The following is a 13,351-nucleotide window of genomic DNA, read 5'->3' as shown; positions in this document are numbered from 1 at the left end:
CGTCGGCACCTACCATGGGAGACATGACTGATTCGGGACGAGTGCTCCTGGCCGCCCCGCGGGGCTACTGCGCGGGCGTCGACCGCGCCGTGGTCACCGTCGAGAAGGCGCTGGACCACTACGGCCCGCCGGTCTACGTGCGCAAGCAGATCGTGCACAACAAGCACGTGGTCGAGACGCTCGAGCAGCGCGGCGCCATCTTCGTCGAAGAGCTGTCCGAGGTGCCCGAGGGCGCGCTGGTCGTGTTCTCCGCGCACGGCGTGTCGCCCATGGTGCACGCCGAGGCCGGCGAGCGCGGGCTGCGCACCATCGACGCCACCTGCCCGCTGGTCACCAAGGTGCACAACGAGGCCCGCCGCTTCGCCAAGGACGACCTCGACATCGTGCTCATCGGCCACAACGGGCACGAAGAGGTCGAGGGCACCGCCGGCGAGGCACCCGAGCACATCCAGCTCGTCGAGAGCCCGGCCGACGTCGACAAGGTGCAGGTCCGCGACCCGTCCCGCGTCGTGTGGCTGTCGCAGACCACGCTCTCGGTCGACGAGACGTACGAGACGGTGAACCGGCTGCGCGAGAAGTTCCCGGCGCTCATCAGCCCTCCCAGCGACGACATCTGCTACGCCACCCAGAACCGCCAGGTCGCCGTCAAGGAGATCGCCCGCGAGTCCGAGCTGGTGCTGGTGGTCGGGTCGGCCAACTCCTCCAACTCGGTGCGGCTGGTCGAGGTCGCGCTCGACGCCGGCGCCGACGCCGCGTACCGCATCGACAACGCGTCCGAGATCGACGAGGCCTGGCTGTCGGGTGTGTCGACCGTGGGCCTGACCAGCGGTGCCTCGGTGCCCGAGGACCTGGTCGACGGCGTCGTCGCGTGGCTGGGGGAGCGCGGGTTCCCCACCGTCGAGGAGCACCGCACCACCGAGGAGTCGCTGATCTTCTCACTGCCGCGCGAGCTGCGGCGTGATCTCAAGGCTGGGGCGTCGGCGCCGGAGTAGTCAGCTCTTGCCGTCGCCGCGCTTGCCGATTCCGGAGACCAGCAGGATCGCGCCCCAGATGCCGATGGGCCAGAGGGGCCAGAAGTTCTGCAGCTCGCCCGACGCGATGCTGCTGATGCCCCAGATGGCGAGCATGATGACGGACGCGCCCAGCCACGTCTGCCACTCGTCGAGGTACTCGCGCAGTTCGCGCTTCTTGCGCTCGGCGACCGCCTGCTGCTCCTGCTCCTCGGCCTGACGGCGCTCGCGCTGCAGCGGCTGCGGGAGGTCGGCGGTGAGGCGGTCGAGCTCGCCGTAGGTGCGGGCCGACCAGACCGCCTGCATGCGGCGCTCGTACTCGTCGTTGTCGAGCCGCCCCTCGGCGAACGCGTCGCGCAGATCCTCGGCGACGAGGTCGCGGTCGGTGTCGGCGGCGCGCTGCTCAGGGCGTCGCGCGGGCAGATCGTTCATCCCATCCCCTCCCGTCGGCGTGCCCGCAGCAAGGATACGACCAGCGCGGCCCTGCTCCCATCCGCTGGCGACGGCGTGCGCATGACGTGGTGCTGACAACCGGTCACGACCCCCTTGGCAGACCTGAACGCTTCTGCTAACTTTCTTTCCAATTCGATTCGAGCCTATTTGGCCCGTTAGTCACACCCCCTGTCAACCTGCGCGCGAGCCTGCGTGCGCCCTCGTGGAGGTGATGCGTACCCGCGATCGGATCCACGCGATCCGAGCCCCGTCACGGACTTTCATCACGCGAGGAGTCAGCCCATGAAGACTCGATGGCGTACCGCGGTGGCGTACGGCGCCGCCGCAGGTCTGCTGGTCACGAGCGTCGCGGCGGCGTTCGCCGTCCCGGCGTCGGCCCCTGAGGACGACCCGGCCGCGACGACGGCGGCGGAGGCCGCGTCCGTCCGAGCGACGGCCACCGCCGAGAACGGCTACCGCAACGTCGGCTACTTCACCCAGTGGGGCATCTACGCCCGCGACTACCTGGTGCAGGATCTCGACCTCACCGGTGCGGCGGGCGACCTCACCCACATCAACTACGCCTTCGCCAACATCCACCCGGACACACTGACCTGTTTCTCCGCGAACCGGCCGAATGGGCCGAAGGACTCCCCGGCCGAGGGCGACTACGCCGGCGACGCCTGGGCCGACTTCGGCCGCGGCTTCACCGCCGCCGAGTCCGTCGACGGTGTCGGCGACACCTGGGATCAGCCGCTGGCCGGGAACTTCAACCAGATCCGGGAGGTCAAGGCGAAGTACCCGCACCTCAAGGCGATGGTCTCGATCGGGGGCTGGACCTGGTCGCGGCACTTCTCGCGAGCTGCCGCCACGCCGGAGTCGCGGCAGCGGTTCGTCTCGTCCTGCATCGACCTGTTCCTGCGCGGCAACCTGCCGGTGATCGACGGGCGCGGCGGTCCCGGGTCCGGCGCCGGCGTGTTCGACGGGTTCGACATCGACTGGGAATGGCCCGGCGTGCCGGAGGAGCTCCAGCATCCCGGCAACCACTGGTCGGAGAACGACAAGGAGAACTTCACCGCGCTGCTCGCGGAGTTCCGCCGCCAGCTCGACGCGTACGGCGCGCAGACGGGGTCGTCGTACGAGCTGAGCGCCTTCCTGCCGGCGAACCCCGTCCTCATCGACGCCGGCTGGGACGTCACGCAGATCTTCGACTCGCTCGACTTCGGCAATGTGCAGGGTTACGACCTGCACGGCACCTGGCGGCCGGACCTCTCCGGACACCAGGCCAACACCTTCGACGACCCGGCGAACCCGCTCGAGGAGGCGCAGCGGTTCAGCGTCGACGCGGCCATGAGCTACTACGTCGACCGCGGGGTGCCGCCGTCGCAGCTCACCGTCGGCATCCCGCTGTACGGCCGTGGCTGGACCGGGGTCACGGACGGCGGCAGCGACGGTGCGTGGCAGTCGGCGACGGGCGCGGCGCCGGGGGAGTTCGCCGAGGAGCCCGGCACCGACCGCTACCGGAACCTGCGCGGCGGCCAGATCTTCCACGACGAGGAGGTCCTGGCCTCGTGGTCGTACGACGGCACGGAGTTCTGGTCCTTCGACGATCCGTGGCTGGTGGACAAGAAGGCCGACTACATCACGGCCGGCGGCCTCGGCGGCGCGATGTGGTGGGACCTGGCCGGCGACCACCAGAACGAGCTGGTCGGGCTCATGGGGTCGCGGCTGGCCACGGGCGGCCCGGGCGATCCCGGCGGCGGTGACGTGTCCGGCGGTGACGTGTCGGGCGGGGATGTCTCTGGCGGCGATGTCTCCGGTGGCGACGACGGGGAGCCGCAGGCCTGCTCGGCGCCGGCCTGGGAGCGGACCACCGTCTACGTCGGCGGCGACCGGGTGTCGTACAACGGGCACCACTGGACGGCGCGGCACTGGACCCAGGGCGACACCCCCGCGCCCAGCGAGTGGGGACCCTGGCGCGACGACGGCCCGTGTGCCGGCGGCACAGAGTCCGGCTCCGACACGGGCGCCGACTCCGGCTCCGATTCCGGCTCCGACGACGGCACCGACGCGGGTTCGGAGACCGGCACTGAGGACGGCGGCGATCCCGGCGATCCGGGCGACCCGCCCGGCCACCGCTGGCTGACCGGCTACTGGCACAACTTCAACAACGGATCGACGGTGCTGCGGGTCTCGCAGGTGCCGGCGGCGTACAACCTGCTGGCCATCGCGTTCGCCGACAACCAGCCGGGCACAGCGGGCGGGATCACCTTCACCCTCGACTCCGGCGGGCTCGGCGGCTACACCGTCGCCCAGTTCAAGGCCGACGTCGCCGCGCGCCAGGCCGCCGGTGGCACCGTCGTCATCTCCGTCGGCGGCCAGAACGGCAACGTCAACGTCACCAACGCCACCGAGGCGGCGAACTTCGCGCAGAGCACCTACGCCCTGATGCAGGAGTACGGCTTCGACGGCGTCGACATCGACCTGGAGCACGGGATCAACGCGACGTACATGGAGCAGGCGCTGCGCCAGCTGCGGAACCTGGCCGGCTCCGACCTCATCATCACGATGGCGCCGCAGACGATCGACTTCCAGGCGCCGACGTTCGAGTACTACAAGCTGGCGCTGGCGATCCGCGACATCCTGACCATCGTCAACATGCAGTACTACGACTCCGGCACGATGCTGGGCTGCAACCAGCAGGTGTACGCCCAGGGCACGGTCGACTTCCTGACCGCGCTGGCGTGCATCCAGCTGCAGGCCGGACTGGCGCCGCACCAGGTCGGCCTCGGCCTGCCGGCGACGTCGCAGGCCGCGGGCGGCGGCTACCAGTCGCCGTCGAACGTGACGGCCGCGCTCGACTGCCTGGCGACGGCCACGCGGTGCGGCGGCTTCGTCCCGTCGGATCCGTGGGGACCGATCGGCGGGGCGATGACCTGGTCGGTCAACTGGGACGCCACCAATGGGTACCAGTTCGCCAACACCCTGGGTGCCTATCTCGGCACCGGCTGACCCGGTCAGGGGATGGGTGAGCGTCCGCTGGTGCTCTGGCGCCGGTGGACGCTCACCCATCGCCGCACTCGCCCCGTCGCACGCCGACCGAGTAGCCCTCGACTGAAGTCGATCTTGGAGTTCTTCGGCCATCCAACGGACATTTCGCCCCGCCGGCCACACGCAGCCGACGGCCGTGCTCCAGCCCGCCGCGCTCACCCGCCGGCCGCGCTCACCCGTCGTCGCGCGGGCGGCCGGGCGGCTCAGCCGTCGGTGCCGCTGCGCCGTCGCGACCGGGACCCTTTGCCGGTGGCGGGACCGAGGCCGAACCGGGGATCGACCTGGATGTCCTCGAGGGCGATGAGGGCGTCGTCGACCATCTCGGGCGCCTGGAGCTGGCGGGCGGCCCGCTCGACCTGCGGCGGTGCCTCGATCTCCTCGTCGACCACCTTGAGGTCGGCCATCTTGCGGGCGCTGACCAGGACCCGGCTCTCGAGCGAGCTGACGCCGTCGTTGTAGGCCTTGACCGCGCCGTCGAGCTGGCGGCCGAGCCGGGCGAGGTGGCCGCCCATGGTGGCGAGCCGGGAGTGCAGCTCGCGGCCGAGCGTGAGCACCTCTTGCGCGTTCTGCGCCAGCGCCTCCTGCCGCCAGGTGTAGCCGACCGTGCGCAGCAGCGCGACCAGCGTGGACGGCGTCGCGATGACGACGTTGCGCTCGAAGGCGTGCTCGAACAGCGTGGGGTCGCGCTCCATGGCGGCGTTGAGGAACACGTCGGACGGCACGAACATGACCACGAACTCGGGCGTGGGCGTGAACTGCTCCCAGTACTGCTTGGCGGCCAGCGAGTCGATGTGGGTCTTGAGGTGCCGGGCGTGCGCGGCCAGCCGCTTGTCGCGGGTGGCCTCGTCGCGGGCCTCCATGGCCTCGAGGTAGCCGTTGAACGCCACCTTCGCGTCGACGACGACCTTCTTGCCGCCGGCGAGGCTGACCACGAGGTCGGGCCGGAGCTTGCCGTCGCTGGTGTCGGCGGTCGTCTGCTCGGAGAAGTCGACGTGCTCGACCATGCCGGCGGCCTCGACGACCCGGCGCAGCTGCAGCTCGCCCCAGCGGCCGCGCACCTGGGGCGCCCGCAGCGCCGTCACCAGTTGCTGGGTCTCGAGGCGCAGCTGCTCGGAGCTCTTGCCCATGGTCTCGAGCTGGGTGCGCAGCTCGCCGTAGGCCGTCGCCCGGGCCTTCTCGAGCTGGTGGGCGTGCGTGGTGACCTTCTCGAGCTGGTCGTTCAGCGGCTTGACCATGGCCTCGACCGCCTGGCGGCGGTGCTCGAGCTCGGTCTTGACCCGCTCTTCGGAGCCCTTGAACTGTTCCGTCGCCAGCTCGAGGAACTCGGCGCGGTTCTGCCGCAGCGCGTCGGCGGAGAGCCGCTGGAACTCCTGCGTCAGCCGCTCCTGCTCAGCCCGCAGTAGGGCCAGCTTCTCCTCGCCGCTGGTGCGGGCGTGCGCGAGTTCGGTCTCGAGCCGGGTCTGCTCGGCCTGGGCGTCGAGCATGCGCTCGCGGTCGACCTCGCGCTCGGCGACCAGGTCGTGCTTCTCGCGCCGGACGGTGTCGAGCTCGGTCCGCGCCGCGTCGCGCTCGGCGACGACGGTGGCGGTGGCGGCGGCCGTGCGGACGCGGACGACGAGCGCGCCGACGGCGCCGCCCAGCACCAGGGCGACGAGGGCGATGAGGAGGCCGGGGACGGTCATGGGGATTACTTTGCCGGGGACCTCCGACAAAGTCGGGGAGGCACGGCGAGAACGGGCCCGGATCAGGTGTTTCGTCCGTTTCGGAGATCCACTTCGTGTGGTGGGTCCGGGGCACGTACCCTTGGCACTCGTGAGTCTCACCATCGGCATCGTCGGCCTGCCCAACGTCGGCAAGTCCACGCTGTTCAACGCCCTGACGAAGAACGACGTGCTGGCCGCGAACTATCCGTTCGCCACCATCGAGCCGAACGTCGGCGTCGTCGGCGTGCCCGATGCGCGGCTGGGCAAGCTGGCCGAGATCTTCGACTCCGCGCGGCTCGTTCCCGCCACCGTCAGCTTCGTCGACATCGCCGGCATCGTGAAGGGCGCCTCCGAAGGCCAGGGGCTGGGCAACAAGTTCCTCGCCAACATTCGCGAGGCCGACGCCATCTGCCAGGTCATCCGCGTCTTCAACGACCCCGACGTCGTCCACGTCGACGGCCGGGTCGAGCCCAAGGCCGACATCGAGACCATCAACACCGAGCTCATCCTCGCCGACCTCCAGACCATCGAGAACGCCCTGCCGCGCCTGGTCAAGGAGGCGCGGATGGCCAAGGACAAGCAGGCGACCGTCGACGCCGTCGAGCAGGCCAAGGCGGTCCTCGACGGCGGGCAGACCGTCTTCGCCGCCGGCCTCGACCTCGAGCTGCTGCGCGAGCTGCACCTGCTCACCGCCAAGCCCTTCCTCTACGTCTTCAACATGGACGACGAGGAGCTCGGTGACGATGCGCTGAAGGCCGAGCTGCGCGCCCTGGTCGCCCCGGCCGAAGCCATCTTCCTCGACGCCCAGATCGAGGCCGAGCTGTCCGAGCTCGACGAGGCCGAGGCGCTCGAGCTGCTGCAGTCCATGGGTCAGGAGGAGTCCGGTCTCGACATGCTCGCCCGGGTCGGCTTCGACACGCTGGGCCTGCAGACCTACCTCACCGCTGGCCCCAAAGAGGCGCGCGCCTGGACCATCCGCAAGGGCGCCACGGCCCCCGAGGCGGCGGGCGTCATCCACACCGACTTCCAGAAGGGCTTCATCAAGGCCGAGGTCGTCTCCTTCGACGACCTGGTCTCGACCGGCTCGATGACGGAGGCACGCTCGAAGGGCCTGGTCCGCATGGAGGGCAAGGACTACATCATGGCCGACGGCGACGTCGTCGAGTTCCGCTTCAGTCCAACGTCTAAGTAGCACGTAGGGCACTGGCGGTTCCGACACAGCGGGACCGCCAGGAGGTCGCATCTCCGGACGGTCCCTCGACCGCCTACGCAGGAGGCGACCGTGTCCAAACTGTCCCACACCAGCCCGCCCACCATCGATGTCGAGCCGTTGCTGCCGATGCGGGAGCCGCACTGGTCTGACGGCATGACCGAGGGCGAGCGGGCAGACATGTACGCCCACCTGGCCGGCTGGTTCCGCGGTACCGACCCGGCCGAGTTTGAGAAGGCCCTGGCCGCCGGGCGTGAGCAGTTGAAGGCCGACCGTGCCCGCTGGGCTGCGCTTCGCGCTGCCGCCGAGCGTCGCGCCGCCCGTGAGGCGGCGACCGCGGTCGACGACGAGCCGCACATCGGAAACGCCTACTGGCTCGGCCGCGCCGACGGCATCGCAGCTGAGCGGCGGGAGGCCGGACGATGACTTGCCGTCTGATCCACCTCGACGAGGTGCTCGTGCACCACCACATCCCGCGCAGCGACTGGGAGATGACCCTCGGTAAGGACCCGCGCATCAGGTACGTCTTCGAGTCCGGCGACGTGGTGCTGATCTATGCACCGGACAGCACCGACCCTGACGACGTCGAGTTGCACGTGCCCGACGAGACGAGCGACGAGGGCATCGTCGATGCTGTGCGTCGCGCGGCGCTGGCGGTCGGCCTGTTCGACCGCCAGACGCCGGAGGGCGGTGCGGTGCCGGGGTGGGCGAACTGGACCAGTAAGTGGGATCACGACGACGCGGACGGTTCGTTCGCGCGGGTGCACCGCTGGACCGACGGCCGCGTCTCGGTCGAGCTGCTGGAGGTCATCGACGCCGACGGCACCAGGCGCGTCCAGGACGTCGAGCTCGACCCCGGCGAGGGCAACGACCGGCTGGAGCGGCGCGGCGACCTCTCCGGCTATGCGGCGTCGCTGCGGGCTGCTGCTGACGTGCTCGACGTCATCGGAGGTGATCTCCGGTGACCAGGCTGCCGAAACGCGTCCCTGGCGCGCAGGCGCCGCTGTGGTGGGCGTCGGAGGTCACGCCCTGGGACGTCGACCTGGACGGGTCGCGGTCTCGGTGGCACCAGTGGATCCGCCGCGCTGACGACGGCTCGGTCCTGGCGCAGCTCGACCTGTTCGAGAGCGTCGAGACGGACGGGCAGCGGACCCTCGGCGAGGCCCTGTTGTTCGAGTCCGACATCGAGGCCAACGCCAACGACCCGACGGACATCCGCGAGGTCGCCGAGGTGCTGGAGGCCGCGTCGAGCCTGATGTACGCGATGGCCGCCCTCGGTGTGGACGGGGTGGCGTCATGACGGCCCCGAGCAGGTCCCGCTTCGTCGCCGAAACGATCCGCGCCATGGCTGCCGAGCGTGGCCTCGACCTTGAGGAGCTGTGCGCGGCCACGTCGGACAAGGACGCGGCCGGGCGCGAGCTGTTCGACATGGAGCCGCTGACGGTGCCGCGGCTGTGTGAGTTCGCCGCAGTGCTCGACGTCAAGGCGTCGGACATCGTGGACCGCGCCCTCGGGGACGGCGCGCCGTGAGGCGCCGCGACGCCATCATCACCCTGGTGGTGACACTGGTCGCGATGGCAGTGTTCGTCGTCACCACGCTGCTCGTCGATGGCCGCGAGACCGTGCTCCCAGCGCCGGCGCCGACCGCCGGTGAGGCGCGGCCATGAGCGGGCAGCGCACGCCGGACGCCTGCCCGGTGAAGTGGTGCGACGAGACGCCGGCCGACCACTTCGGGCGTCACCGGCAGTACGTCGGCGAGGTCCAGTTCGACGGCCGTCAGCCCGTCACGAGCATCCACGTGGGCCTGGAGGCACCGCAGGATGCCGCACGGCCGGTCCTCGTCGTCACCGTCGCCGCCGCGCGCCCGTCCCGCTACCAGGCCGCGGAGCTGTCCTGGGAGCAGGCCGACGAACTGGCCGCGATGCTCACTGGCGCCGGGAAGAGGTGGCGAGCCTGAGCCCGCCGAAGCTGACCCGCTGGCTGGGAAGTTCACACGCGCCGCCAATCCGATGAAGCGGCCCCGTGGTCGATACGAGTTCTGTCCGACCCCGAGCACACAATCCGACCCCATAGGAGGGGGAACATCATGCGAAAGACCATCGCGATCATCGCCACAGCCATGCTGGCTTTGGCGGGCTGCTCGTCATCTGGTGACGACGGCGGAGCGACAACCACGGCAGAGCCCCAGGCGGCGCCCAGCGAGCAGGCCGAGACACCGGCCCAGGAGACCGAGGAGCCTCCGGTAAAGCCGACCCCGACGCCAACGCCCGAGGCTCACCCGACCAATGCTGCGGACCGGATCTCGGCCTTCGGCGAGTCCTACGCGTGGAACACGGGAGTGGAAGTCACGGTCTCCCCGCTGCGAGCCTTCGAGCCCGGCGAGTACGCGTCCTTCGAGGACGCGCCGGCCTACATCGCCTACGACGTGACGATCCTGAACAACAGCGAGGACGTGTTCGACGCTGCGACCTACTACGCCACGCTGCTTTCCGGCGGGCGTGAAGGCTCCCAGGTCTTCGACACGGACCAGGGTGTGGACTACCCCACAGCTCAGGTGCTGCCGGGTCAGAGCGTGACGTTCACCGACGCGTGGGGCGTGCAGGACCCGGCGGACATCACGCTGTCCATCGCCCCGTCGTTCGACTACATGGAGTGGCACTGGCAAGGAGGACTCTGATCGTGACTCAGAGCCCCCGCCACGCCCCGAGGGGTGGCGGGGGCTCTGTCATGCTCAGCTACTGGTTGAGGCCTCGCCCGCCCCAGGTGCGGTGCTTCTCGAACAGTGCCCTGGTGTTGTCGATGACGGTCTGCCAGTCGTCGCGCAATGGAGTGACGCCGAGGTCGGTGATCGCGAACTCGACCACGTCCTCGAGCGAGACGCGACCGCTCGGCAAGTGGTTGCGCCGAGTCAGACGACCGTCAGCGGCGAGCAATTCCGTACCCATGTGGATGTGTGGGCGCTGCGGGAGACCAGCCCGGTCCTCGGCTTCACCTGGATGCCAGTGGAACAGGATCACCTCGGCGAACTCGTCGGTGACGATCTGATGCTTGTAGCCGTGCGTCCGGCACCGGTACTTCATCTTGCCGGTGTCGCCTGTCTTGTAGATCTCGTACTCGAATGACACGGTCAGGGCGAGACCGCCCGATCCACCGAGCCCCGCCGGGTCGCCGGGGAACGTTAGCGTGCGCTTTCCCCCGGTTTTGCGGCTGTTCTCTCGGCCGATCAAGGGCTCGTTGGTGATGCAGCTCAGCGCCTTCTGTAGTGGTTCAAGGAAGGCGTCGTACGCCTCTGCGGGCTTACTGCCGGGCAAGGTCGAGCAGGCTCGTCACGTGCATGGTGCGCGCGTCGTCGCTCAGCTTGCCCTTGTCGTGCCGCCTCGCGAACTCGTCGGCGGAGATGCCGAGCCACTTGTGCGCGGCCTCGTCGAGCAGTTCCCATGCCTCGTCGCGGGTCACCACAGCCGGACGGTCGTCGAAGTCGATGCTCATGACCGAACTCCTCTCCTGCCTCTGATGATCCCCTACGCGTCCCACTGTCCCAGGTGGGTCTGACAGTGACAACGCTCGGGGACCGTCTAGTTGTTTCGAATGGGTAACGCTCGCCGGACGAACGGTCAGGTCCACACTTGACCGCTGCGCTTTCGCGGACGGTCCCAGGTGACGGAGATCTCGATGTTCGGCGGCACGGCGCTGACCGATACCGAGCACGAAGACGCATCTAGTTCCGGCAGTAGCGGCCGTAGGCGTTCGGCGAGTTCGAGCGCCTTGCCAGCCAGCCTGCCTGCGACACGCGAACTGGCATCAACGTAGTCGATGCCCTCGCTGTCTTGCCGGGTCTCGGCTGAGTAGTGGATCGCCTCCTGGACGATCTCTGCGTACGCTGCGTCCGCATCCATCCCTTGCCCCCTGGAGTCCGTCAACTCGGGTGCCGGACGCTACCAGGAGGCACGGACACTTCCCTGTCGTCGCAGTTCTGTCACCCCCTGGGAGTAGCGTCCGCCGCGCCAACGACCGATCCTGCCAAGGGGGGCACATCATGACGAAGGTGACGCCGTACCACTCAAGCAACCCGACGGACCCGGACGTGTACCACTGGCACGACAACTGTCCGGCCGGCTCGCAGATCCCGGCCAGGAACAAGGTGTCGGGGAAGGGTTACGGGAACCGGCCGTGCAGGCTCTGCGAGCGCATGGACTGACGGACGGCTGTGAGGATGTCGAGATGAGCGCAGAGGCGTGGTCGGCTCTCGGGAGCGTGCTCGCGGTGCTGGCCGCCGGCGTCAGCATCGGCGTCGCCATCCGCGCGAACAAGCGCTCCAACGAGGCCAACCAACACGCGGATCAGGCGAACAAGATCGCCCGCGAGGCACTGGACATGAAGAAGGAGGCTGTCCGTGAAGCGGCCCGCCCCGAGGTCCGCGTGCTTCTGGCAAGTGCCGGCGCCGCGAAGCCCGAGATCATGTTCTTCGTGGAGCACGACGGCCTAGAAGATCTAGAGGATGTGAAGCTCACCGTCGTCGCGCGACCGAAGGTCGGCTTCTACCCCGACGGGCGGATCGGAAATAGACCGCTGGCGGACGGCAACTTCATCGGCACCGTCCGGGCCGGTACGCCGTGGCGGGGCATCCTCGTGTGGGACGACCCGGACCAGTCGCCGGTCACCGTTCGGGCGGACGTGCGGCAGGGCGACGACGCATGGCTCGTTCGTAGCGTCCTTGACCTGTTCGATGATCGTCGATTCGACAGATGACCTAGTCAGCTGGACTCGCCGAAGCGGCGTCGCCATTTTCGAGCAAGAACCAGAGCCGCTCCTCAAGCCGCGCGTGCTCGGCGGTCCACCGATGAGCCGCTCGGCGTCGCGCTCCCCAGAATCCCAGACCCGTAGACGGCCCCAGCGCCAATGCGGAACGTCCTTGGCCGGGGCCCCAGGGGGAGGGGTGGGTGACCCCCTCCCTACCGCTCCGGGCTCGCTTCTCCCGTCATTGGCAGCCTGAGAGGGAGCCCGTTTTTTTCGCGCCGGGAGGCGACGGGGCCCGCGCGCATCAGGCACCGCCGATGGCGTAGATGCCGCGAGCTGGCGCAGCCTCCGACGGCACCCCAAGCGCGGCCAGCAGGCGCGCCAGCACGATCCTCTGCTGCCGCAGCTCCGCCGCCGCCGGATGCACGCGCACACCCTGCGACGACTCGCTCATCGGCCCCTCCTTGTCGAACACTTCGGCCAGTCGGTCGCACAAGTCGGCGGTGCGGCACGCCTGCAACAGCTGCAACCTGTCCTTCTCGGCCTCGATGACGAACCTGCCCGCGACGTCCGTCCACAACGCGCGGCCGGACTCAGCAAGGCCCGCCGGCGGGTCAGGCGGTCGGTAACCCATATCGGCCCTCCTACAGGGGGTTTCGGTTCAGTCTCGGGAAAACTGCGTGGGGGGTACTCGCCAATGCGAGTGAACGGCGAGGCTAGGACCGGGGGTGGGGGGTGCCTGACCCCCCTTGCCGTGGTGCCGGGCGGCGTGGCCGTGGTGGCGACCACGCCGCCCGGTTGTGTGCTCGACCCGGAGGGCGACGCTGGCCGGTCGACGGCGTGGCGCCGAGTCGCTGTGTGCCTCGCGACCATCGCTCCGCGTGCAGTGCTCGCATCCGCTGAGCGTTGCCGCGGTGACGTTGACGTCGCGCGCTCCGGGTCGAGCGGCTCATGCGGCGTCGGGCCCGTCGCTCCGCAGATCGATCAGCGGGTCCTTCTTCCGCGCCTGCTTGGCTTCGAATGCTGCGCGCCCGCGCTCGAGGCCGCCATTGGACTCGCGCGGGGTCTGCTCGGTCTCCTGGCCGCCGTCGCCGCGCCACTTCCGGAGCGTCGCGCGGGCTCGCTGGTCTCCGTGCTTGGCCGCGTGGCGCATCCGGCCGCGGGTCAGCGGGTCGTCGAGGTCGACGTCATAGGGCTGGTCGAACATG

General features: G+C 69.6%; 19 protein-coding genes. 12 read left to right on the top strand and 7 right to left on the bottom strand.

Going from position 1 to position 13,351, the window contains the following annotated elements; translation table 11 throughout:
• Nucleotides 1-14 precede the first annotated feature (14 nt).
• A complete protein-coding gene (locus tag HD601_RS02920) occupies nt 15-992 on the top strand; it encodes a 4-hydroxy-3-methylbut-2-enyl diphosphate reductase (RefSeq protein ID WP_184819170.1) in 978 nt (325 codons plus the stop codon).
• Here HD601_RS02920 and HD601_RS02915 read toward each other — a convergent pair whose 3' ends face one another.
• Nucleotides 993-1,442 carry a DUF1707 SHOCT-like domain-containing protein gene (locus HD601_RS02915; RefSeq protein ID WP_184819168.1) on the bottom strand — a complete coding sequence of 150 codons (450 nt, stop codon included), beginning with the start codon at nt 1,440-1,442 and terminating at the stop codon, nt 993-995. It abuts the gene before it with no gap.
• 303 nt (nt 1,443-1,745) lie between these two features.
• Between HD601_RS02915 and HD601_RS36210 the strand changes: the two genes are divergently transcribed.
• Nucleotides 1,746-4,454 carry a glycosyl hydrolase family 18 protein gene (locus HD601_RS36210; protein WP_221440491.1) on the top strand — a complete coding sequence of 903 codons (2,709 nt, stop codon included), beginning with the start codon at nt 1,746-1,748 and terminating at the stop codon, nt 4,452-4,454.
• A gap of 242 nt (nt 4,455-4,696) precedes the next feature.
• Here HD601_RS36210 and HD601_RS02905 read toward each other — a convergent pair whose 3' ends face one another.
• Nucleotides 4,697-6,175: a DNA recombination protein RmuC gene (locus HD601_RS02905; RefSeq protein WP_184819166.1), complete on the bottom strand. Its 1,479-nt coding sequence runs from the start codon at nt 6,173-6,175 to the stop codon at nt 4,697-4,699.
• A 130-nt stretch (nt 6,176-6,305) separates the two neighbouring features.
• Here HD601_RS02905 and ychF point away from each other — a divergent pair, with 130 nt between their 5' ends.
• The 8 genes from ychF (at nt 6,306) to HD601_RS02865 (ending at nt 10,083) form a co-directional block, all read left to right on the top strand.
• Entirely contained in the window at nt 6,306-7,388 is a 1,083-nt protein-coding gene (gene ychF / locus HD601_RS02900) for a redox-regulated ATPase YchF (protein WP_184819164.1), read from the top strand.
• Nucleotides 7,389-7,478: 90 nt separating this feature from the next.
• Nucleotides 7,479-7,832 (top strand): hypothetical protein, encoded by a 354-nt coding sequence (locus HD601_RS02895; RefSeq protein WP_184819162.1) that lies wholly within the window; start codon nt 7,479-7,481, stop codon nt 7,830-7,832.
• Nucleotides 7,829-8,371, top strand: coding sequence for a hypothetical protein (locus HD601_RS02890; protein ID WP_184819160.1), 543 nt, complete (start codon nt 7,829-7,831; stop codon nt 8,369-8,371). Before HD601_RS02895 ends, HD601_RS02890 begins: the two co-directional genes overlap by 4 nt.
• The gene (locus tag HD601_RS02885) at nt 8,368-8,706 is read left to right on the top strand and encodes a hypothetical protein (RefSeq protein ID WP_184819158.1); all 339 of its coding nucleotides are present in this window, start codon (nt 8,368-8,370) and stop codon (nt 8,704-8,706) included. Before HD601_RS02890 ends, HD601_RS02885 begins: the two co-directional genes overlap by 4 nt.
• Nucleotides 8,707-8,750: 44 nt before the next feature.
• Entirely contained in the window at nt 8,751-8,936 is a 186-nt protein-coding gene (locus HD601_RS02880) for a hypothetical protein (protein ID WP_184819156.1), read from the top strand.
• Nucleotides 8,933-9,073 (top strand): hypothetical protein, encoded by a 141-nt coding sequence (locus HD601_RS02875; RefSeq protein WP_184819154.1) that lies wholly within the window; start codon nt 8,933-8,935, stop codon nt 9,071-9,073. The genes HD601_RS02880 and HD601_RS02875 overlap by 4 nt, the downstream gene beginning before the upstream one ends.
• A complete protein-coding gene (locus HD601_RS02870; RefSeq protein WP_184819152.1) occupies nt 9,070-9,363 on the top strand; it encodes a hypothetical protein in 294 nt (97 codons plus the stop codon). The genes HD601_RS02875 and HD601_RS02870 overlap by 4 nt, the downstream gene beginning before the upstream one ends.
• A 129-nt stretch (nt 9,364-9,492) precedes the next feature.
• Nucleotides 9,493-10,083, top strand: coding sequence for a hypothetical protein (locus HD601_RS02865; RefSeq protein WP_184819150.1), 591 nt, complete (start codon nt 9,493-9,495; stop codon nt 10,081-10,083).
• 58 nt (nt 10,084-10,141) lie between these two features.
• Here HD601_RS02865 and HD601_RS02860 read toward each other — a convergent pair whose 3' ends face one another.
• The 3 genes from HD601_RS02860 to HD601_RS02850 form a co-directional block, all read right to left on the bottom strand.
• A complete protein-coding gene (locus HD601_RS02860; protein WP_184819148.1) occupies nt 10,142-10,717 on the bottom strand; it encodes a hypothetical protein in 576 nt (191 codons plus the stop codon).
• Complete coding sequence (locus HD601_RS02855) at nt 10,704-10,895, bottom strand: hypothetical protein (protein ID WP_184819147.1); 192 nt, start codon at nt 10,893-10,895, stop codon at nt 10,704-10,706. The genes HD601_RS02860 and HD601_RS02855 overlap by 14 nt, the downstream gene beginning before the upstream one ends.
• 125 nt (nt 10,896-11,020) lie before the next feature.
• Nucleotides 11,021-11,302: a hypothetical protein gene (locus tag HD601_RS02850; protein WP_184819144.1), complete on the bottom strand. Its 282-nt coding sequence runs from the start codon at nt 11,300-11,302 to the stop codon at nt 11,021-11,023.
• A 140-nt stretch (nt 11,303-11,442) separates the two neighbouring features.
• Here HD601_RS02850 and HD601_RS02845 point away from each other — a divergent pair, with 140 nt between their 5' ends.
• Both HD601_RS02845 and HD601_RS02840 read left to right on the top strand, forming a co-directional pair.
• Entirely contained in the window at nt 11,443-11,604 is a 162-nt protein-coding gene (locus tag HD601_RS02845) for a hypothetical protein (RefSeq protein WP_184819142.1), read from the top strand.
• 23 nt (nt 11,605-11,627) lie between these two features.
• Complete coding sequence (locus tag HD601_RS02840) at nt 11,628-12,155, top strand: hypothetical protein (protein ID WP_184819141.1); 528 nt, start codon at nt 11,628-11,630, stop codon at nt 12,153-12,155.
• A 292-nt stretch (nt 12,156-12,447) separates the two neighbouring features.
• Here HD601_RS02840 and HD601_RS02835 read toward each other — a convergent pair whose 3' ends face one another.
• Nucleotides 12,448-12,777 carry a terminase gene (locus HD601_RS02835; RefSeq protein WP_184819139.1) on the bottom strand — a complete coding sequence of 110 codons (330 nt, stop codon included), beginning with the start codon at nt 12,775-12,777 and terminating at the stop codon, nt 12,448-12,450.
• Between the two features lie 315 nt (nt 12,778-13,092).
• Nucleotides 13,093-13,350, bottom strand: coding sequence for a hypothetical protein (locus tag HD601_RS02830; RefSeq protein WP_184819137.1), 258 nt, complete (start codon nt 13,348-13,350; stop codon nt 13,093-13,095).
• Between the last annotated feature and the right edge of the window lies 1 nt (nt 13,351).

Origin of the sequence: Jiangella mangrovi (assembly GCF_014204975.1) — a bacterium.
In the GTDB taxonomy this organism is placed as follows: Bacteria; Actinomycetota; Actinomycetes; order Jiangellales; family Jiangellaceae; genus Jiangella; species Jiangella mangrovi.
Note: the sequence above shows the minus strand (reverse complement) of the source record. Positions and strands in the feature narration are given on the sequence as shown.

Coding starts and splice junctions, on each gene's coding strand:
- HD601_RS02920 (WP_184819170.1), top strand. CDS start 15: ATGGGAGACATGACTGATTCGGGACGAGTGCTCCTGGCCGCCCCGCGG.
- HD601_RS02845 (WP_184819142.1), top strand. CDS start 11,443: ATGACGAAGGTGACGCCGTACCACTCAAGCAACCCGACGGACCCGGAC.
- HD601_RS02870 (WP_184819152.1), top strand. CDS start 9,070: ATGAGCGGGCAGCGCACGCCGGACGCCTGCCCGGTGAAGTGGTGCGAC.
- HD601_RS02830 (WP_184819137.1), bottom strand. CDS start 13,350: ATGTTCGACCAGCCCTATGACGTCGACCTCGACGACCCGCTGACCCGC.
- HD601_RS02880 (WP_184819156.1), top strand. CDS start 8,751: ATGGCTGCCGAGCGTGGCCTCGACCTTGAGGAGCTGTGCGCGGCCACG.
- HD601_RS02835 (WP_184819139.1), bottom strand. CDS start 12,777: ATGGGTTACCGACCGCCTGACCCGCCGGCGGGCCTTGCTGAGTCCGGC.
- HD601_RS02840 (WP_184819141.1), top strand. CDS start 11,628: ATGAGCGCAGAGGCGTGGTCGGCTCTCGGGAGCGTGCTCGCGGTGCTG.
- HD601_RS02890 (WP_184819160.1), top strand. CDS start 7,829: ATGACTTGCCGTCTGATCCACCTCGACGAGGTGCTCGTGCACCACCAC.
- HD601_RS02850 (WP_184819144.1), bottom strand. CDS start 11,302: ATGGATGCGGACGCAGCGTACGCAGAGATCGTCCAGGAGGCGATCCAC.
- HD601_RS02915 (WP_184819168.1), bottom strand. CDS start 1,442: ATGAACGATCTGCCCGCGCGACGCCCTGAGCAGCGCGCCGCCGACACC.
- HD601_RS02865 (WP_184819150.1), top strand. CDS start 9,493: ATGCGAAAGACCATCGCGATCATCGCCACAGCCATGCTGGCTTTGGCG.
- HD601_RS02905 (WP_184819166.1), bottom strand. CDS start 6,175: ATGACCGTCCCCGGCCTCCTCATCGCCCTCGTCGCCCTGGTGCTGGGC.
- HD601_RS36210 (WP_221440491.1), top strand. CDS start 1,746: ATGAAGACTCGATGGCGTACCGCGGTGGCGTACGGCGCCGCCGCAGGT.
- HD601_RS02855 (WP_184819147.1), bottom strand. CDS start 10,895: ATGAGCATCGACTTCGACGACCGTCCGGCTGTGGTGACCCGCGACGAG.